The organism is Anabaena sp. 90 (assembly GCF_000312705.1).
In the GTDB taxonomy this organism is placed as follows: domain Bacteria; phylum Cyanobacteriota; class Cyanobacteriia; order Cyanobacteriales; family Nostocaceae; genus Dolichospermum; species Dolichospermum lemmermannii.
The window spans coordinates 2,665,905-2,685,923 of the sequence record NC_019427.1 but is presented as its reverse complement, the minus strand read 5'-3'; the positions used below and the strand labels follow the sequence as shown (position 1 = coordinate 2,685,923).

Annotated in this window: 16 protein-coding genes and 2 tRNA genes; 8 read left to right on the top strand and 10 right to left on the bottom strand. The window is 40.1% G+C overall.

Annotation, left to right across the window (positions count from 1 at the left end; genetic code table 11):
- The first annotated feature begins 493 nt into the window (after positions 1–493).
- Both ANA_RS11710 and ANA_RS11705 read left to right on the top strand, forming a co-directional pair.
- Positions 494–2,836, top strand: coding sequence for a peptidoglycan DD-metalloendopeptidase family protein (locus ANA_RS11710; RefSeq protein ID WP_015080274.1), 2,343 nt, complete (start codon positions 494–496; stop codon positions 2,834–2,836).
- Between the two features lie 146 nt (positions 2,837–2,982).
- A tRNA-Met gene (locus ANA_RS11705) sits at positions 2,983–3,056 on the top strand.
- Positions 3,057–3,140: 84 nt separating this feature from the next.
- Here the strand turns inward: ANA_RS11705 and ANA_RS11700 are convergent.
- Together ANA_RS11700 and ANA_RS11695 are read right to left on the bottom strand one after the other, a co-directional pair.
- Positions 3,141–3,632, bottom strand: a complete 492-nt coding sequence (locus ANA_RS11700) for a GNAT family N-acetyltransferase (RefSeq protein ID WP_015080273.1) — start codon at positions 3,630–3,632, stop codon at positions 3,141–3,143.
- Between the two features lie 81 nt (positions 3,633–3,713).
- The gene (locus ANA_RS11695; protein ID WP_015080272.1) at positions 3,714–4,433 is read right to left on the bottom strand and encodes a class I SAM-dependent methyltransferase; all 720 of its coding nucleotides are present in this window, start codon (positions 4,431–4,433) and stop codon (positions 3,714–3,716) included.
- A 16-nt stretch (positions 4,434–4,449) separates the two neighbouring features.
- On the opposite strand from ANA_RS11695, the gene ANA_RS25950 reads away from it, so the two are divergent.
- Together ANA_RS25950 and ANA_RS27690 are read left to right on the top strand one after the other, a co-directional pair.
- Positions 4,450–4,812 carry a hypothetical protein gene (locus tag ANA_RS25950; protein ID WP_041458017.1) on the top strand — a complete coding sequence of 121 codons (363 nt, stop codon included), beginning with the start codon at positions 4,450–4,452 and terminating at the stop codon, positions 4,810–4,812.
- Positions 4,757–4,954 carry a hypothetical protein gene (locus tag ANA_RS27690; protein ID WP_235081818.1) on the top strand — a complete coding sequence of 66 codons (198 nt, stop codon included), beginning with the start codon at positions 4,757–4,759 and terminating at the stop codon, positions 4,952–4,954. Before ANA_RS25950 ends, ANA_RS27690 begins: the two co-directional genes overlap by 56 nt.
- On the opposite strand, the gene ANA_RS11685 is transcribed toward ANA_RS27690, so the two are convergent.
- Entirely contained in the window at positions 4,875–6,542 is a 1,668-nt protein-coding gene (locus tag ANA_RS11685; protein WP_015080271.1) for a dipeptide ABC transporter ATP-binding protein, read from the bottom strand. The two genes, ANA_RS27690 and ANA_RS11685, sit on opposite strands and share 80 nt — an antisense overlap.
- A 361-nt stretch (positions 6,543–6,903) precedes the next feature.
- Between ANA_RS11685 and psaC the strand changes: the two genes are divergently transcribed.
- From psaC to ANA_RS11670, 4 genes are all read left to right on the top strand, one after another.
- On the top strand, positions 6,904–7,149 hold the full coding sequence (gene psaC / locus ANA_RS11680; protein WP_015080270.1) for a photosystem I iron-sulfur center protein PsaC: 246 nt from the start codon (positions 6,904–6,906) through the stop codon (positions 7,147–7,149).
- Positions 7,150–7,391: 242 nt separating this feature from the next.
- Entirely contained in the window at positions 7,392–7,547 is a 156-nt protein-coding gene (locus ANA_RS27685; protein ID WP_168651943.1) for a hypothetical protein, read from the top strand.
- A 28-nt stretch (positions 7,548–7,575) separates the two neighbouring features.
- Entirely contained in the window at positions 7,576–9,453 is a 1,878-nt protein-coding gene (glmS, locus tag ANA_RS11675) for a glutamine--fructose-6-phosphate transaminase (isomerizing) (RefSeq protein WP_015080268.1), read from the top strand.
- Between the two features lie 205 nt (positions 9,454–9,658).
- Entirely contained in the window at positions 9,659–10,288 is a 630-nt protein-coding gene (locus ANA_RS11670) for a thermonuclease family protein (protein ID WP_015080267.1), read from the top strand.
- Positions 10,289–10,359: 71 nt separating this feature from the next.
- On the opposite strand, the gene hsdR is transcribed toward ANA_RS11670, so the two are convergent.
- From hsdR to ANA_RS11645, 7 genes are all read right to left on the bottom strand, one after another.
- Complete coding sequence (gene hsdR / locus ANA_RS11665) at positions 10,360–12,744, bottom strand: EcoAI/FtnUII family type I restriction enzme subunit R (protein WP_015080266.1); 2,385 nt, start codon at positions 12,742–12,744, stop codon at positions 10,360–10,362.
- 2,197 nt (positions 12,745–14,941) lie between these two features.
- On the bottom strand, positions 14,942–16,156 hold the full coding sequence (locus ANA_RS26570; protein ID WP_158310527.1) for a restriction endonuclease subunit S: 1,215 nt from the start codon (positions 16,154–16,156) through the stop codon (positions 14,942–14,944).
- Complete coding sequence (locus ANA_RS11655) at positions 16,146–17,183, bottom strand: PDDEXK nuclease domain-containing protein (protein ID WP_041458391.1); 1,038 nt, start codon at positions 17,181–17,183, stop codon at positions 16,146–16,148. The genes ANA_RS26570 and ANA_RS11655 overlap by 11 nt, the downstream gene beginning before the upstream one ends.
- Positions 17,184–17,212: 29 nt before the next feature.
- Complete coding sequence (locus ANA_RS23575; RefSeq protein WP_015080262.1) at positions 17,213–17,407, bottom strand: type II toxin-antitoxin system HicA family toxin; 195 nt, start codon at positions 17,405–17,407, stop codon at positions 17,213–17,215.
- 210 nt (positions 17,408–17,617) lie between these two features.
- Positions 17,618–17,758, bottom strand: coding sequence for a hypothetical protein (locus tag ANA_RS26565; RefSeq protein WP_158310526.1), 141 nt, complete (start codon positions 17,756–17,758; stop codon positions 17,618–17,620).
- 293 nt (positions 17,759–18,051) lie between these two features.
- Positions 18,052–19,599, bottom strand: a complete 1,548-nt coding sequence (locus ANA_RS11650) for a class I SAM-dependent DNA methyltransferase (protein ID WP_015080260.1) — start codon at positions 19,597–19,599, stop codon at positions 18,052–18,054.
- A 272-nt stretch (positions 19,600–19,871) separates the two neighbouring features.
- A tRNA-Pro gene (locus tag ANA_RS11645) sits at positions 19,872–19,945 on the bottom strand.
- Positions 19,946–20,019 lie beyond the last annotated feature (74 nt).

The window sequence follows — 20,019 nt, the reverse complement described above, 5'->3', positions numbered from 1 at the left end:
TAACTTTGTATCCAGAAATACAACAAAATAATGCGAAAATTGCAGATGTTGTATACGGTTGTTTTTTAGGGAAAAATAAAAGTAAAGTGTCCTATTGATAAAACGGATTTAGTCAAAAAATCTTGAAAACGTCTACAGCGGGATCATTGCTATTGCAGAAGTTGTCCAAGCTCATGAACTAATAAAGACAATAGACCTAGCCAAGTTATGATATTTGTTTAGTTCAGTGGTTTTGTAGCAAAATGAGTGGAGATAACTCTCAAGAGTGAGAATTTTTAGGTTGTGAGGAGTGACTTAGACAAGACAGCACCAAAAACTTGAAAGTTTAGTCAGGTGTAGAACTTGTTTAAATCAGAGAAGCACGTTAATCTTGCGTAAGTGTCTCTGGTGAATGTGATCTTGATATATGGTTTGATGTGAGATCAATCATGAATTAATATCCAACTTAAAAATCGAGATCAGTTAAACGCTAGTGATCATTAGGAGGTCGTCTTTGAAACGAGCATTGAAAAAAAGAGATAAGGCTGTGTTGAACAATACCCCCAGCGGCGATGATGCCCAGGTAGAGCAAACAAATTATGAGATCAATCCCAAAATGACCCGCCGGGCGCGGACTCATCGGGCAGCTATGGTTGGCTTGGCAATATCAATGGGAGCAACCAGCCTTTTGGTGACTCGACAAAGCGATCAAGCCCAAGCAGCGGCTCCTGTTGGCAGTCAAAAAGCAGCTTCAACAATGCCGGTTGTTTCCGAGACTGAGATGAAATTTGCCACCTCCAAACTGGAGTCCCCAAGCATCTCACCAACAGGCGCGGTAGCAACTCCCGTTATATTGGAACCAACAGTGGTTTCACAAGTACCTGGGCTTGAAGCTAAATGGCAAATTGCCACCAAAAACATAGCCGTCGAAGGCACTGCATCCAATGTAATTTCCCCAGCCAATCCCGCTGATAGAAATTCTGTTCAACTAGGGCAGGAAGTGAGCTATCGTCCAGTTCAAGCGACATTACCAATAAATAACCAACTGCCTGAGACAGCGCCACAGTTGTCTAAAGTGGAAGCGGTAACTGGCAGTACCCAAAATTTGCCAGCAGGGGAGTTAGCCAGCGGTAATGTTAATGCTCAACTCAAAGCACAGCAAGAGTTTGCCCTGAATCGCTTACAGGAAAAATCAACTCGGTTAAGAAATAGTTTGGCAGATTTGCGGTCTGAACAAACCCAAGATCTATTAAAAACTGGGATTAAGGAAGCACAACCAACCACTGTAGCTAATAAATCCGTACCAGAACAATCGGAAAATTTGACTGATTCTCAACAATCCGAGCTTATTTCTCGGTTGAAACCGAATAAACAAACAAGTCCGACGATACAGGAAATACCCATACCTGCATCAGCATCAACAAAAGTTGTCGCACAATTGTCTCCCTCAACATATCAAGTTAAGCCTGGAGACACCTTAGCGGAAATTGCTAACAATTACGGTACTTCAGTTTCTGAGCTAGTTAGAGCTAATGATCTGAGTGATCCTAATCAACTGCAAATTAATCAAAGGTTAATTATTCCTCCGAACAAGATATTAGAAACCTCTGGCCGGGTAGATAATTCTTCTTTAAATAATCCTAGTTTTAACCCCAGATCATTTGTTGCTAACAATACCAGCGTTCCCGTTCCTCCACCAAGAGTAATAGAGCCGCTAGAACAGACGGAAACTCCTGGTGTGACTATCCCAGTCCCAGTGGTGACAGGTGAGCAAGAACGGAAAAATTATCCTAGTATCGCTAACCGGATTAATGTTCCTGCACCAATAGAGACAGACAGCCAAGGACAGACTGCTATTTCTATTGTTGTTCCACAGGCTTTACCTACACCCAGTGACTCTTATGGCTTAGGTGGTGATGCTCCATTACCAAGAGCTTCTTACCAAAAGCATGGGTCACAAAAACCCGTGCAAAAGGTATCTAAAGCCAAAGGTAATGAACGTATCCGCAGCTTGCAAGCAGAAATTGAGAGATTGCGATATAAATACCGCGCTCAACAAGCTGGTGTGGCTGTTACAGGATCTGAAAACAATAGTCAGTCTGTACCTGTTGCTATTGAATCATCCAATAATTCGGTAGTGTCTCAAGCCAATGCCATCCAGATTGCTGTACCTCAAGCAATATTGCCAAGTTATAGTCATCAACCGCTCAAGACTCTAGTAACAGCATCTGCTCCCACCAATGAGCCGATTAACCCAGAATTCCTGCCCGGTAAAACTGGTGCGAGATGGAATTCTCCCCGCAATTCATCTGGTATTAAGTTGACAGTGCCTCCTGCTCGTGCTAATGCGTCTGACTCTTTAGGAAAATTGCGAGGAACTTCTGTTTCTCCAGCTTTACCACCTATAGCAGCAGTAGATATACACTTGCCTCAAACCACTGAAGACAATCCCAGTTTCCCCTCTAATTCTGCCGCTACAGGCTACATTTGGCCAGCTAAGGGAGTTCTGACCTCTGGCTATGGCTGGCGCTGGGGAAGAATGCACAGAGGGATTGATATTGCTAACTCAACAGGCACACCCATTTATGCTGCATCTGCTGGTACAGTCGAGAAGGCTGGCTGGAATAGCGGTGGTTACGGTAACGTTGTGGATATCCGCCATGAGGATGGTAGTTTAACTCGCTATGGACACAATAGCCGGATTTTGGTGCAACCTGGTCAACGAGTGCAACAAGGTCAGACAATTGCGGCTATGGGTAGCACTGGTTTTAGCACTGGTCCTCACACTCATTTTGAAGTTCATCCATCTGGCAAGGGTGCTGTTAACCCTATCGCTTTCTTACCAAATCGGATTTAATTGCAGATAATCTGGAATTAAGTGATTCTCTGGTTAATGGAGGGAGGTAAACTCCCTCTCTTTATTTTTGGGGCAAAAATTTGGAAATTGATAGTTGTCAGATGCAAATTTCTATGCTATCTTAATATAAGTTGATAAAACAACGTGGCTCAGTAGCTCAGTTGGTTAGAGTACGGGACTCATAAGCCTGGGGTCGTCAGTTCAAATCTGACCTGAGCCATTAAAAACAATATCATATACAATAGTTTCAGCCTTCAGTCATTTATAGCACTGGGGCTGAATATTTGTTTGAAGGCTTTCCTGACTACATTACCCGCAAACCTAAAATCATCAAATCTCGTTCCACTCCGTCCAAATCAGCAATTTTCGGTAAATTCCCCCAGGCTTGAAAACCGAACCAGGCAAATAATTTTAAACTGGGTTGATTATGAGCGAAAATAAAACTAACTAACGTCTTTAAACCTAAATTGGGACTTTCTTGGATGGCTTTTTCTAAAAGTTGTTTTCCCAAACCACGTCCTTGAAAATCTGGGGAAATATAAATACTAATTTCCGCGGTAGAATAATAGGCTGGTCTGCCGTAGAATGATTGAAAACTCAACCATCCAGCAATTACACCATCCGTGTCCACTACCCACAGGGGACGTTGTGAGGGGACTCGTCCTTGAAACCAAGCTAAACGACTTTCCACAGACACAGGTTCTAAGTCAGCGGTAGCCATGCGACTAGGAACAGCAGCGTTGTAAATGGCGACAATGGCGGGTAAATCAGATTCTAGGGCATGGCGGATCATCATTGCGGCTATTTGGGCAAAATTCTTGATAAAATCTTTCCAAATAATACAGCGTTAAGAGGCTATTTATTCGATAGTTTTATCTTAAAACCGAACTTTGTACAACTCGAATAATTCTCCTAATTGCCGTTTAACGATTTTAGCACCTCCAACTTTAATGGTTTTTTCCCACTCCGCGACAGTTTCTAGAAATACCTCTGCACCTAAATAGGTTTCTAGTACAGCCCAATCTTCAGCTAAAGGCTGTTCTGAATTAAGAATATCAAATACAAAATGTCCCCCTGGTTTCAATACTCGTTTGACTTCCACCAAGACAGCTTGCCAATATTCTAGAGGAAAATAGCAACTAAATCCTGTAGCAATGACTAAATCAAATTGACTTTGATCATAGTTTAAATGGTGAGCCGGTCCTAATTCTACACCTTTGAATAATTTTGAGTTTAACTGTGAACCACGGGAGTTAAGGGTGTCTTTGGCTATATTACTAATTTCTTGCCCATAAAAGAATGCTTGCCAATCTCTCCAAGGATAGATTAAAAAACTGACACCGCAACCAATATCTAAACAATGTTCGTTTTTTTGAGGTTGAGCAATTTCCCAAAATGGTGAAACTATTCTCTCACTTAATCTGCCATTAATCCATTCTCGAAATATTGGCATTGCTTCTACTTCGTCGGGAACTGCAAATTTCTGATTTTGATATTGATGATTAAAGCGATATGCTATTTGTCCTATTCTCTCTTGCCATTTATCTGAGGAATAGCTATTTCTTTGATAAGAATTAGAAGGCAAATTTTTAGACATTAATTATTTTTGTCAGTTGTCAGTAGGGGCGAAGCATTTGGAAGATAAATTATCGGTCATTGCCAAAAATAGTTCTCCAAATGCTTCGCCCGTACAGTTGTCAGTAGGGGCGAAGCATTTGGAAGATAAATTATCGGTCATTGCCAAAAATAGTTCTCCAAATGCTTCGCCCGTACAGTTGTCAGTAGGGGCGAAGCATTTGGAAGATAAATTATCAGTCATTGCCAAAAATAGTTCTCCAAATGCTTCGCCCGTACAGTTGTCAGTAGGGGCGAAGCATTTGGAAGATAAATTATCAGTCATTGCCAAAAATAGTTCTCCAAATGCTTCGCCCGTACAGTTGTCAGTTGTTAGTAGGGGCGAAACATTTGGAAGATAAATTATCGGTCATTGCCAAAAATAGTTCTCCAAATGCTTCGCCCGTACAGTTGTTAGTTGTTATTAAGCTTTTGCTAATAAAGGTGCAGCAGCTAAGAGGGTTTGGGTGTAGGGATGTTGAGGATGAGCAAAAATTTGCTTAGTCTGTCCTAATTCAACTATTTTACCACCATTCATTACGGCAATGCGATCGCACAAAAACCGCGCTAACCACAAATCATGGGTAATGAACAAATAGGTTAATTTAAATTCATCTTTTAGTTGTAACATCAAATCGAGAATTTGTGTTTGCACACTGGCATCTAACATACTCACTGGTTCATCACATATTACCAGTTTTGGCCGAGTAATTAAAGCCCTGGCTATAGCTACCCGTTGTTGTTGTCCTCCAGATAAATCGGCGGGATAACGGTGATAATAGAGTTCTGCTGGGGTTAAACCCACTTTTTCCAACATCCATAAAACCTGTTCTTTAGCTTTTACAACAATATCCATATTATGAATTAATAAAGGATCTGCTATACTTTGTCCTACCGTCATCGCTGGATTTAAACAAGCATGAGGATCTTGAAATATCATTTGGATTTGTCTCCGAGAAGAACGGATTTCTTGCCGAGATAAACTGGTTAATTCCTGTCCTAAAAATTCGACTGTTCCCGATGTCGGACTAATTAATTGTAAGATAGTTCTCGAAAGTGTACTTTTCCCACAACCAGACTCTCCAACTAATCCTAAAATTTCCCCAGCATACAATTCTAAATTAACCCCATCTACAGCTTTAACCGTTTGTCCTTCTCCTTTAAATATCCGTTCAATAAAATTCGGTTCTATGGTATAATGTTGCTTGAGTTCTGTAATTTTTAAAATGGGATTTGCCTTTTCTGTTCCCTGTTCTCTTTTCCCTGCGATGCACTGAGCTTGTCGAAGTGTTCCCTCTTCCTTTTGAATATGTAAAGCGGCTTTTAATAAAGATTGAGTATATTCATGTTGTGGATGAGCAAATACAGTTTCCGTTTTTCCCATTTCCACCATTTTACCCTGATACATTACCCCAATGCGATCGCAATATTCCCCCACCATTGCTAAATCATGGGAAATTAATAATAATCCCATATTTTCCTCTGCACACAGTCGCGTTAGTTCTTGGAGAATCTGAGCAGAAACAGTCACATCTAAACTAGTCGTTGGTTCATCAGCCACAATTAACTTAGGACTTAAAAGTAAAGCTAAAGCAATAGCTACCCGTTGACGCATTCCCCCGCTAAACTCATGGGGGTACTGACTCCAACGACTAGCGGGAATTTTCACCTTTGCCAAAGTCGCTAAAGCCTTTTCCTTCGCTTGCTGTTTCGATAATTCCGGTAAATGGGCTTGTAGAGTTTCAATACAGTGATTCCCAATTGTCATCAATGGATCAAGGCGCGTCCTGGGGTCTTGAAAAATCAAAGCTACCTCTTCACCTCGAAACTTTTGCATCTTAATTGGTGTTAAATCTAATACAGGTTTTCCTTGAAAATTTACTATTCCTTCAACGCGACTAGAGGCAGGCAATAAACGCATTATCGCTTTTCCAATAGTGGATTTACCACAACCGGACTCTCCCACCAATCCCATTCTTTCGCCAGGCTTGAGAATAAAAGATACACCATCAATCGCCCAGCTTTCTACCTCTCCACTCCGTCGCGGATAAGCCACACGGAGATTTTCAACACTCAATAAAGCTTCACTCATAATTAATTATTTTATAACCTTTAATATTGTTGGGGATTCATCATAACTCGACCAGGATTAATCAATCTATAGATTATAGATAATGGGTATGATAGATAACCTCTAAAAAACGACTATTAATTTACACATCTTTACAATTCGCCATCTGGGGAAGAGAGTGAGTTGGGTAAACACTTGATGGCGATGTTCCTGATTACAGCTAGATAACAGCGATCTTAGTAGATAAATTATCTAAAGTGTCTATTACATTGTTTAAAGTTATGTAGCCTTTTGCTTACAAGCTATCAAGCCCTGGGGTAAACTATGCCTTGATTATGATTCTTTCACTCCAGAAGAACACCCGCAAGGAGCAGTTTTTTAAATGTCTCATACCGTTAAAATCTACGACACCTGCATTGGCTGTACACAATGCGTCCGCGCTTGCCCTACGGACGTGCTAGAAATGGTTCCTTGGGATGGCTGTAAAGCTGCTCAAGTGGCTGCTTCTCCCCGCACCGAAGACTGTGTAGGTTGTAAGCGTTGTGAAACTGCTTGCCCCACCGATTTCTTGAGTATTCGCGTTTATCTAGGCGCTGAAACAACTCGCAGCATGGGCTTGGCTTACTAAGAATTTCATTTCTAAATTCTTGGTACTTTAGTGCTGAGGAGTGAAAACGGGAGAAACATCAAGATTCTTCCCTCATTCCTCAGCATTTTTTGTCAGTTGGTAGGGGCGAAGCATTTGGAGAAGCATGTCTCGCAACTACCAATAATTTATCTTCCAAATGCTTCGCCCGTACAGTTGTCAGTTGGTAGGGGCGAAGCATTTGGAGAAGCATGTCTCGCAACTACCAATAATTTATCTTCCAAATGCTTCGCCCGTACAGTTGTCAGTTGGTAGGGGCGAAGCATTTGGAGAAGCATGTCTCGCAACTACCAATAATTTATCTTCCAAATGCTTCGCCCGTACAGTTGTCAGTTGTCAATGACCAATCACCAATTCCAGCAACTATACTTAAAATTTAATCATCCTGAAACCGGAGTGGTTTAAGCAATGTGTGGAATAGTTGGATATATAGGCACTCAGCCAGCGACAGATATTTTACTGGCTGGACTAGAAAAATTAGAATATAGAGGTTACGATTCAGCCGGAATTGCCACTATTTTAGCAGGTGACGTGCATTGTGTCCGAGCTAAAGGCAAATTACTCAACCTGCGTTCTAAACTGGAACAAATCGAAAATCCTGCCCAAATAGGGATTGGTCACACGCGCTGGGCAACTCATGGTAAACCAGAAGAGTACAATGCCCATCCTCATCTAGATACGGCATTGCGGATAGCAGTGGTACAAAATGGGATAATTGAGAACTATCGAGAATTGCGGGAACAATTAAAAGCATTAGGACATGAATTCCGTTCAGAAACAGATACAGAAGTAATTCCCCATTTGATTGCTGAGTGTTTAAAGCATTCTCCTGAAAATCCTCTTTCCCCTTCAGTATTTTTAGACGCTGTGCAGGAAGCTGTCAGTAAATTAGAGGGGGCTTATGCTATTGCGGCTATTTCTGCTGACTACCCCGATGAGTTGATTGTAGTTCGCCAACAAGCGCCTTTAGTCATTGGTTTTGGCCAAGGTGAGTTTTTCTGTGCTTCCGATACCCCGGCGATTGCCCCCTATACCCGCGCTGTATTGTCCCTAGAAAACGGCGAAATTGCTCGTTTGACTCCTTTAGGCGTGGAGGTCTATAACTTCGCTGGACATCGCTTAAAAAAGCATCCCCGCACTTTGAACTGGAATCCCATTATGGTGGAAAAACAGGGATTCAAACATTTTATGCTCAAGGAAATCTATGAACAACCGGGAGTAGTGCGGGATTGTTTGGAGGCTTATTTCCCTGCTAGTTCGGAATCACCAGTAAAATTAGATTTACCGGCAGATTTTTATGCAGATTTAGAACAAATTCAAATTGTCGCTTGTGGTACAAGTTGGCACGCTGCATTAGTAGGTAAATACTTATTAGAACAATTGGCAGGAATTCCTACTCAGGTACAATATGCTTCGGAATTTCGGTATGCACCATCACCGCTAACGCCTCATACTTTGACTATTGGCGTAACTCAATCTGGAGAAACTGCTGATACTTTGGCAGCTTTGTCTATGGAAAAAGACCGCCGACAAGGGAAGGAAGCTAAGTATCAAGTACGACTTTTGGGGATTACTAATCGTCCAGAAAGTAGTTTAGGTAATATGGTGGCGAATATTATCAATACTCATGGGGGAATTGAAATTGGTGTGGCGGCAACGAAAACTTTTGTGGCACAATTAATGGCGTTTTATGCTTTGGCTTTAGATTTAGCTTATCGTCGTCAGGAAATTAGTGATTCGAGATTTGAGGAAATTCTTACAGGTTTACGTCAGTTACCAGGGGAAATTGAAGCGATTTTAGAAACGCAAGAACGTTATATTGAACATTTAGTACATGATTTTTCAGAAACCAAAGATTTTATCTTTATTGGTAGGGGAATTAATTTTCCCATTGCGTTAGAAGGGGCTTTGAAATTAAAGGAAATTAGTTATATTCATGCGGAAGGATATCCAGCAGGGGAAATGAAACATGGACCAATTGCGTTGTTAGATGCGAAAGTTCCGGTAGTAGCGATCGCTGTTCCTGGTAGTGTATATGAAAAGGTAATTTCTAACGCTCAAGAAGCAAAAGCCAGAGATTCCCGGTTAATTGGGATAACTTCTGTTAAAGATGGGGAAGCGGCGGAGATTTTTAATGATTTAATTCCGGTTTCTGAAGTTGAGGAAATTCTGTCTCCAATTCTCACGGTTATTCCGTTGCAATTGTTAGCTTATCATATTGCGGCGCGGCGGGGTTTGGATGTAGATCAACCCAGGAATTTGGCGAAATCGGTAACAGTTGAATAAATTCTAAGTAGGTCGGCGTTAAAAATTATCGTTGTGGAAAGACAAGAGGCAATACTTCGACTTCGCTCAGTAACCAGAGGCAAGAGGCAAGAGTGAAGAGGTTTTTGGAGATTTTACTTTTCTTTACACAATTTGGTTTTATTATGTTGACCCACTTAGCGCAATTTTACACAATAACAGGCTAAATTGTCTTTGGAGATGTCTAATGAATAAATTAGTGAAACAAGGATTAGTTTGGCTAGGTGCAGCTATGATTGCAGTTAGCTTAATAGCGTGTGATAGTTTGTTTGCTCCTCAAGGTGAGCTAGTGGAACGAGTAAGTGATGGTGATACATTAATATTGAAAAGTGCTGATGGTAAAAAGTTCACGGTGCGGTTTGCTTGTATTGATGCTCCAGAAATAGCGCATTCTCAGACAGAAAAGAAGAGTAAAATTACTCAAGATGTCAATCAGTTTGTTTGGGGTATGAAAGCGAAAACACGGATAGAGGAACTGATTAAACAAACAGATAATCGTGTAAAGTTAAATATTACAGATAGCGATCGCTATGGGAGAAAAGTTGCTGAAGTTCGTTCAAAAGATGGTACGTTTTTACAGGAAGTCTTGTTAAAAGAAGGATTAGCTAAAGTATATCGTCCCTATTTAAGCAAATGTCCTAGTAGGGATATTATTCAACAAGCCGAAGCACAAGCGCAAAAACAAAGGATTGGTATTTGGAGTGATCGAAAATTTATTGATCCTTGGGATTATCGGAAAGCAAATAATTCACATAGAATGAAGAGAACCACTGATCTAAAATACAGCGGTTTCCGCTCTTATGAGGTACAAAGTTGAATCATGAAACTCTTGTAGTGCGGGCATCTTGCCCGCTAGATAAGTACCTCATAACACCGGGAAGTGCTGTATTAAGCTGCTTTGTTCTGGGAATACAAATATTGTTGAAACTCGATAAATACTTCGCTGATATTAGCAACGCTTCCTAATTGTGTCACAGCATCTCTAACAGTATGATATTTCAACTCTAACAGTTGTGGTAATTTAGCCCGATCTAATTCCTCTACTCCATCTTTAATATATTGATCTAGAACAAAGTCGAGAAACTCCTGCTGTTTACCAATATATCGAGAGAAAATTAAGGATTTATGGGCTAAAACTCGTTCTTTGCGGCTAATAGGTGTGGAATCATAAGCAATATAAGCTAATACATCATATAAATCACTTTTTTCAGCATTAATTAACCGACTAATTTCTGTTAATTGTTCTGAATCATAACCCTTTTCTGATAAACCTGCTAATAGGGCTTTACGAGTATCTGGACGACTCCAAATAGTTCTTAATTCGGCTTCATTTTTGAATAATTCGGGAATTTCCCCAAAAAGACGTTCTATAAATTCTTCCGCGCTCATGGGTTTACCGTCTGGACTCCAAAAGCTGGTAGATATCTGATGTTGAATAGTCCGCTCTTTCCCATCAGCTAATTTAATTTTAATGGTTTTAGGAGTTGAGATTTCTATATTTTCTTTTGGATCTTGATCTGTTTTTCTATCTTGATCAAATGGAGATAATTCCCGTTCTTTTCTGTGGGTAACTATCACAGGTTCTTGGGGTTCTCCGTCCCATTCAGGATCATTAAAATGCTCGTAAGCTTTGACAAAATCATAAATAGTAAAATAGTCTTTTCCATCATATAAACGCGTTCCCCGACCGATAATTTGTTTAAATTCAATCATGGAATTGATAGGACGCATTAAGACAATATTCCGCACATTGCGAGCATCAACCCCGGTAGAAAGTTTTTGAGAAGTTGTTAAAATAGTGGGAATATTTTTTTCATTATCTTGAAAAGTTTTCAGGTGTTGTTCTCCTAATTTCCCATCATTGGCTGTTACCCGTACACAGTAATTAGGATTATTACTAATCTTCATTTGGTTGATTAGATCTCGCACTGCTAGGGCGTGATCTTGGTTAGCACAAAATACCAAAGTTTTTTGATTTTGGTTGATTTCTGTCATGAATAATTGCACCCGGTAGCGTTCCCGTTCCTGAATTTCAATAATGCGGTTAAAGTCGCTTTCAATGTAGGTTTTTTCTGCATCTATTGCACCTTCGATGACATCATCATCAAGGCTGTAAGTATATTCATCTAGGGTAGTTTCGATTTGTCTGACTTTGAAGGGAGTTAAAAACCCGTCGTTAATGCCGTCTTTGAGGGCGTAGATATAAACTGGATCACCAAAATAAGCGTAGGTATCGGCGTTGTGTTCGCGTTTGGGGGTGGCTGTGAGTCCCAGTTGTACAGCGGGTGAGAAGTATTCTAATATGCCTCGCCAGGTGCTTTCGTCTTTTGCTCCTCCTCGATGGCATTCGTCAATAATGATAAAATCAAAGAAGTTGGGAGGATAGTCGTTAAATTTGGGAGTGGGATTACCTTCTTGATCTTTTCCGGTCATGAAGGTTTGGAAAATGGTAAAGAAGACGCTGCCATTTTTGGGGACTCGTTTTTTCTTGCGAATCTCTTCAGGGTCTATGCGGACTAGGGCATCATCAGGAAAGGCGGAAAAGGAATTGTAGGCTTGATTGGCTAAAATGTTGCGATCTGCTAAAAACAGGATTCGCGGGCGGTGTGTGGGTTTTTGACTGAGATTCCAGCGACTTTGAAACAGTTTCCATGCCAGTTGGAAGGCGATAAAGGTTTTACCTGTACCTGTGGCCATGGTTAATAAGATGCGGGTTTGTCCTTGGGCGATCGCTTCTAAAACATATTTGATAGCATTATGTTGATAATATCGAGCCTCCCACGTACCGCTTTTATCTTCAAAGGGGATAGCTGCAAAAAGATCGCGCCATGTATTTGCTTCCCTTCGACTCCCTTCGACTTCGCTCAGGGCAAGTCGCTCAGGGAACTCATTAAAGGTGGCTTCCCATAGCTCATGGGGGGTGGGATATTGATTTATATAACTTTCTTTCCCGGTGTGCATATCTACTTGGTAGATGCCAATATCATTGGTAGAGTAAGCAAAGCGAGTTTGTAATTTTTCGGCGTATTTTTTCGCCTGTCCTAAACCTTCGGTGTCGGGTAAGTCGCGTTTTTTGGCTTCAATAACGGCGAGTTTTTCCCCACGATAAACTAATACATAATCGGCGATGTCTGCTTTTGCCCGTTTACTGTTGCCAATTAAACGACCAGGGGCGATGACTTCGCGGCGAATACGGCTATTTTCAATAACTCCCCAACCTGCGGCTGTGAGGGCAGGATCTATTAATTCGGCGCGGGTTTCTGCTTCGTTCATTATTTTTTGTCTGAATCAGGATTTCCAGGATTTGAGGATTTTCAGGATTGATTTACTTGTTTTCTGTCAGAAATAAATACTATTTGATTATATCAATAAACATCCTGTACATTTTTTGTCTGAGAGGATGTTTGAAAAGTCCCTCATGGTGTATCAAATATTTTTAGATCCCCCTAAATCCCCCTTGAAAAGGGGGACTTTGACTCTAGTTCCCCCCTTAGCAAGGGGGGTTAGGGGGGATCTGTAAGTGCCTAAAATCACAGCCTAAAACTTTTCAAACACCCTCTGAATCAGGATTTCCAGGATTTGAGGATTTTCAGGATTGATTTCCTCGTTTTCTGTCAGAAATAAATACTATTTGATAATATCAATAAACAGCCTGGACATTTTTTGTCTGATAGCGTAGCGTGGCGTTAGCCATATCAGGATTTCCAGGATTTGAGGATTTTCAGGATTGATTTACTTGTTTTCTGTCGGTAATAAATACTATTTGATTATATCAATAAACATCCTGTACATTTTTTGTCTGAGAGGATGTTTGAAAAGTCCCTCATGGTGTATCAAATATTTTTAGATCCCCCTAAATCCCCCTTGAAAAGGGGGACTTTGACTCTAGTTCCCCCCTTAGCAAGGGGGGTTAGGGGGGATCTGTAATTGCCTAAAATCACAGCCTAAAACTTTTCAAACACCCTCTGAATCAGGATTTCCAGGATTTGAGGATTTTCAGGATTGATTTCCTCGTTTTCTGTCAGAAATAAATACTATTTGATAATATCAATAAACAGCCTGGACATTTTTTGTCTGATAGCGTAGCGTGGCGTTAGCCATATCAGGATTTCCAGGATTTGAGGATTTTCAGGATTGATTTACTTGTTTTCTGTCGGTAATAAATACTATTTGATTATATCAATAAACATCCTGTACATTTTTTGTCTGAGAGGATGTTTGAAAAGTCCCTCATGGTGTATCAAATATTTTTAGATCCCCCTAAATCCCCCTTGAAAAGGGGGACTTTGACTCTAGTTCCCCCCTTAGCAAGGGGGGTTAGGGGGGATCTGTAATTGCCTAAAATCACAGCCTAAAACTTTTCAAACACCCTCTGAATCAGGATTTCCAGGATTTGAGGATTTTCAGGATTGATTTCCTCGTTTTCTGTCAGAAATAAATACTATTTGATAATATCAATAAACAGCCTGGACATTTTTTGTCTGATAGCGTAGCGTGGCGTTAGCCATATCAGGATTTCCAGGATTTGAGGATTTTCAGGATTGATTTACTTGTTTTCTGTCGGTAATAAATACTATTTGATTATATCAATAAACATCCTGTACATTTTTTGTCTGAGAGGATGTTTGAAAAGTCCCTCATGGTGTATCAAATATTTTTAGATCCCCCTAAATCCCCCTTGAAAAGGGGGACTTTGACTCTAGTTCCCCCCTTAGCAAGGGGGGTTAGGGGGGATCTGTAATTGCCTAAAATCACAGCCTAAAACTTTTCAAACACCCTCTGAATCAGGATTTCCAGGATTTGAGGATTTTCAGGATTGATTTCCTCGTTTTCTGTCAGAAATAAATACTATTTGATAATATCAATAAACAGCCTGGACATTTTTTGTCTGATAGCGTAGCGTGGCGTTAGCCATATCAGGATTTCCAGGATTTGAGGATTTTCAGGATTGATTTACTTGTTTTCTGTCAGAAATAAATACTATTTGATTATATCAATAAACATCCTGTACATTTTTTGTCTGAGAGGATGTTTGAAAAGTCCCTCATGGTGTATCAAATATTTTTAGATCCCCCTAAATCCCCCTTGAAAAGGGGGACTTTGACTCTAGTTCCCCCCTTAGCAAGGGGGGTTAGGGGGGATCTGTAAGTGCCTAAAATCACAGCCTAAAACTTTTCAAACACCCTCTGAATCAGGATTTCCAGGATTTGAGGATTTTCAGGATTGATTTCCTCGTTTTCTGTCAGAAATAAATACTATTTTATAATATCAATAAACAGCCAGGACATTTTTTGTCTGATAGCGTAGCGTGGCGTTAGCCATATCAGGATTTCCAGGATTTGAGGATTTTCAGGATTGATTTCCTCGTTTTCTGTCAGAAATAAATACTATTTGATTATATCAATAAACATCCTGTACATCCTTAAATCCTGAGCATCCTGATTCAGACAAAATATTTTTATCATCTTTTCTATTTTTCCCCTTTATCTGCTGTGAGTTCTCCTGTAAATGCTTTTTGTAGGATGGATTGTTTCAGTTCTTTTAATGCAGCGATTTTTTGGCGGTAGATGCTTTCGAGGCGGTTGGATTGTGACTCTAACTGTTTTAAATCTTCTATACAGTCTCTTTGTGTCTGAATTGGTGGTAATTCATTTATGGCAAGTTCACGAATATCTTTCATATTTACGTGCTGAACTGTTGCCCCTGTAGATTTAGCCAAGAGTCGTTTCTGCATGAGTGGATGCAGTAATAAGAAAGCTAAATATTGAGAATCTACACTCTTTTTATTTGGTCGTATTAGTACAGTTCTTTGTCCTAAACAAACTTTGTATCCTTCAGGAATAACACCAACATTTCCTGCGGGTGCTTCTCTTGCCAAAATTAAATCTCCTGGTTCTGGTTTGGCTCGTCTTGTCCAAAGTTCATAAATTTCTTCTGAAACACGATTTACATTGTCAAAAATTAGATAACCTTTACCAATATTAGGAGTACGAATTGATGGAATTCCTGTTTCTTGAGTAGGAGCAGTTTTGTGTTCACAGTCAACAATTAGATCGGTAACAGATGAAAGTGTTTGTGTTAAATTACTGGAGACTATAGGCAGTAGTTTTGAATTTAGATAACTTTCAAATAATTCGCGGGCATTAGAGAGGTTTTTTTCCGTGTTACGAATCGCTCTATCAATCCCCTCAAATGCTTCATCTGCGATCGCTACAATCCTCTTTTGTTCTGGAAGTGGGGGAATAGGAATCGCTATTGAGTTTAGCGATTTTTGATTAAGTTTTGGTTGAGCCATACCGCTTACATACGACTCAAGGGATATAGAGTTTAAATAATATTCAATGAAACTTTGTGTGATTTTTTCTTTAAATCGGAGTACATGAGCGTGGTTATTTACCCACGTTTTCCCTGTAATTGAGAATGCTATTGGATAGGTTCTTGCCAAAAGATTTGCACCATCTTCAGACACTAAAAGTAAATCTTCATTAAAGATATAATCGGCAACGTAATCAACAATACCCGAAGCACCATAATAAGGAATATTGCCAGATTTTCTTGAAGATTTTGTTATAGGTATTCTTTTACTATCTAGGTTTTCACAAAGTTCATCTAAATATTTTATATTCCACCCCACTGGCAACCGTCTACTATCAACCATCAATTCCATCTCTTCACTACTCATCATTACTACCCTCCTGCCATAATCTTAACCGTTTAGCAATCTCTTCAGGACTAGGCAACTGCTCACGATAAGCATCAGGCAACTGCGGTACAATCGTATAAGTCGCCACCCCAATCGGACGGGAAGCCGTTCGCAAAGCATATTCCACCACCGTTTTATTTTTATAACGACAAATAATCATTCCTATCGGCGGATTTTCACCCTCCATCTTTTCTTGACAATCCAAAGCCTCCAGATAAAATTCCATTTTGCCCTTATGTTCCGGCTTAAAATCACCTATTTTCAACTCAATTGCCACCAAACAGCGTAACCGACGATGAAATAATAGTAGATCAATAAAGTATTCCTGACCACCCACCTCCAGCCGATATTGATTACCAATAAACGCAAACGCACCCCCCAACTCAGACAGAAACCCCCGTAAATTCTGCACCAAAGACTGCTCTAAATCCCGTTCTGAATGTTGATCCGCCAAATCCAGAAAATCAAAGGTATAGTTATCTTTAACCGCCAGTACCGCCTGTGCCTTGATATCATCGGTTACAGTGGCATCAAAATTAGTTTGATTCAGTAAATATTTCTCATAACTCTTATTATCTACTTGATGCTGAAGTACCGCCTTTGTCCAGCCATAACGAGCCGTAGCCCGGAGATAAAATTCCCGCTCCAAATCATCTTTACAACGACTAAAAATAATCAGATTTTTCGTCCAACTAATTTCTCTAACCAATGGTTGGAGATTTGGCTTATCCACATATTCACCGTAAAACTGGCGCATAAACCATAAATTTGCCGCCGAAAACCCATTCCGTCCTGGAAACTCACCTTGTAAATCTCGCGCTAGAGTTTCCACCACAGATTTACCCCAGCCCAGGGTTTCCTGCTTGTGATGAATTAACTCGCCAATTTCCCAATATAGCCGCACTAATTCCCGATTTACACTGCGTAAAGCTGCCAATTGGCGATCGCGGATTCGCTGTTTAATCTCATAGCAGAAATTAGCATAATCCTGAGAACTTATCTCACTCACAACATCCCCCAATCAGAGCAAATATATTTCTAATCTTGTTCATAAGCAGCAATAAAATCATCCCGTGAAATACCAGATTGAGTACAGATACTTCTGAGAGTAGAACCTTTAATAAGTTTATGATTTGGTAAAGTTAAAGGAGTATTTGTGCCATCAGAATTTTGTCTAATCATAGAAATATGCTCTTTTTCTCGTACTATTGAAAATCCAAAACTTTCAAGCACCTTAGAGGTTGTTTGAAAAGTATTATATCAAACCCGTAATCTCCAAAAACCTAACCCCCCTACCCCCCTTCCCTGCAAGGGAATGGGGGTTTTAAAGCCTCTCCCCTGCAAGGGGAGAGGTTTGGAGAGGGGTCAGTCTATACATTCAAAACTTTTCAAACATCCTCTTAATCATTTTTGCTTTAGGAGCATCAACCGGAAACTTTGTCATTATACCGTTGCCTCTGCCACAAAAGCCTCTAGTATTGAAGATTCAGATTCAAGCACCGATTCTCCAAAAGTTTCAATATGAAATAAAATAGCCGAACGCACATCATTTAAAGCCTCTTCATAAGTATCACCCTCACCCACTACAACCCCCTGAATACCTAAAGGATGTTTTAAAAGTTTTTAATGTGTAAACAGACCCCTCTCCAAACCTCTCCCCTACCAGGGGAGAGGCTTTAAAACCCCCATTCCCTTGTAGGGAAGGGGGGAAGGGGGGTTAGGTTTTTGGAGATTATGGGTTTCATATAATACTTTTCAAACAACCTCTAAAGGATAAGCAACATAACCATCAGCGTGTTTTTCGACAATGATTTTGATATTTTTCATAGTACCTCATCACAAAAAAAAGACACCAAAAATAAGCCTAACACAGTCCATCAACTGTTAACTGTCAACTGTAAAATACTTGCCAAAATCTCCGCACTTTCCCCATCCAAAACTGCAATTTCATCCAAAATTTCCTGGGGTTCTCGTAAAGCTGCTTCCTCCCCCTTATGCGGATTTTTCACCGACAGATCAAAACTCTCCTGATCAATATCCGTAACATCCACCAACCAAGACTTTTCCGATTCCGAAAAAGTGGATTGTAACTCCACAAACTCCTGTAAATCATCATCATTCAGGGAATTAGTTTTCCCCATATTCCGCCCCGGATCTAATTGATAATACCAAATTTTCCGAGTCGCCATTTGTTCATTTATAGACTTCCCTTGATTAAAAATCGGTGTTGTCTGAATAGCATCTACAGGTTCTCCCTTTTCAAAGAATAAAACAACAGTTTTCACCCCCGCCCCGATAAAAGTCCCCCCAGGACAATCTAAAATAGAATGTAAATTACAACTACTCAAAAGCTCTTGACGCAAAGCCCGCGAAGCATTATCAGAATTAGAAAGAAAGGTATTTTTAATAACTACCGCCGCCCTACCGCCAACCTTCAACATTTTGATAAAATGCTGCAAAAATAAAAACGCTGTTTCTCCAGTTTTAATATTAAAATTATTCTGTACTTCCTTCCGTTCCTTCCCTCCAAATGGCGGATTTGCTAAAATCACATCAAAACGATCTTTATCTTGAACATCACTAAGATTTTCCGTCAAAGTATTAGTATGAATAATATTCGGCGCATCAATGCCATGTAAAATCAAATTCATGATCGCAATGACATAAGCCAAACTCTTCTTTTCCTTACCCGTAAAAGTATTTTTCTGGAGTATTTCCAGTTGTTTAGTTGTCAGATTACCCTTGGGTTGAGCGAAGCCGAAACCCTGTCTTAAATAGTCGTAACTTTCACATAAAAAACCCGCAGAACCACAAGCACCATCATAAATTTTTTCCCCAATTTTCGGCTTAACAACCTGAATAATTGCCCGAATTAAAGGACGTGGTGTATAATATTCCCCACCATTACGCCCCGCATTGCCCATATTCTTGATTTTCGCTTCATAGAGATGGGATAACTCATGTTTTTCCTGTTGGGATCTAAATCTTAATTCATCAATATATTCCAAAGCATCCCGCAAACTATAACCACTTTGAAACCTATTTTTAATCTCGCTAAAAATCTCGCCAATCTTATATTCTATCGTATCTGGACTAGTAGCTCGTTCCTTAAAACCCTGTAAATATGGAAATAACTTGCGGTTGACATAATCAATCAAATCATCACCAGTCAGCGCATGATTTTGATCTAATTTCCCATTTTGATCTTTAGGTGCAGCCCAAACAGACCAACGATGGGTTTCATCAATGATAAACTGATAGGAATCCCCCGCTAATTTGGCTTTGTCTTCTCTGTCCTGCTCCAAATCATCCAAATACTTCAAAAACAGTAGCCATGAAGTTTGCTCAGTGTAATCTAATTCTGTAGTACAACCTGCCTCTTTCCAGAGAACATCATCAATATTTTTAAAAGTTTGTTCAAACATTTAGCTTTATTCTAGAATTTCTATTATTAATAACTTGACTAAAATTCTACACCTAAGAGGTAAAATAAAAATCTTAACCTTTGCGCCTTTGCTCCTTTGTACCTCTGCGCGTTCGCGCAGCGTGCCGTAGGCATAACATAATTCATGCAGCCATAAACTATTGTATAGTTAATTTATAATCAACGAGTTGCCTTTAAAAACTCTTGTAGTGCGGGCATCTTGCCCGCTATATATGTACCTCATAACACCGGTAAGTGCTGTAAAGTTCAAAATCGGGATGACTGGATTCGAACCAGCGGCCCCTTCGTCCCGAACGAAGTGCGCTACCAAGCTGCGCCACATCCCGCCACAAAAATGGCATTATAAAAAGATATTACCACAATCAGCAGAAAATAACAAACTTTCTCTTTTCCACAAAGG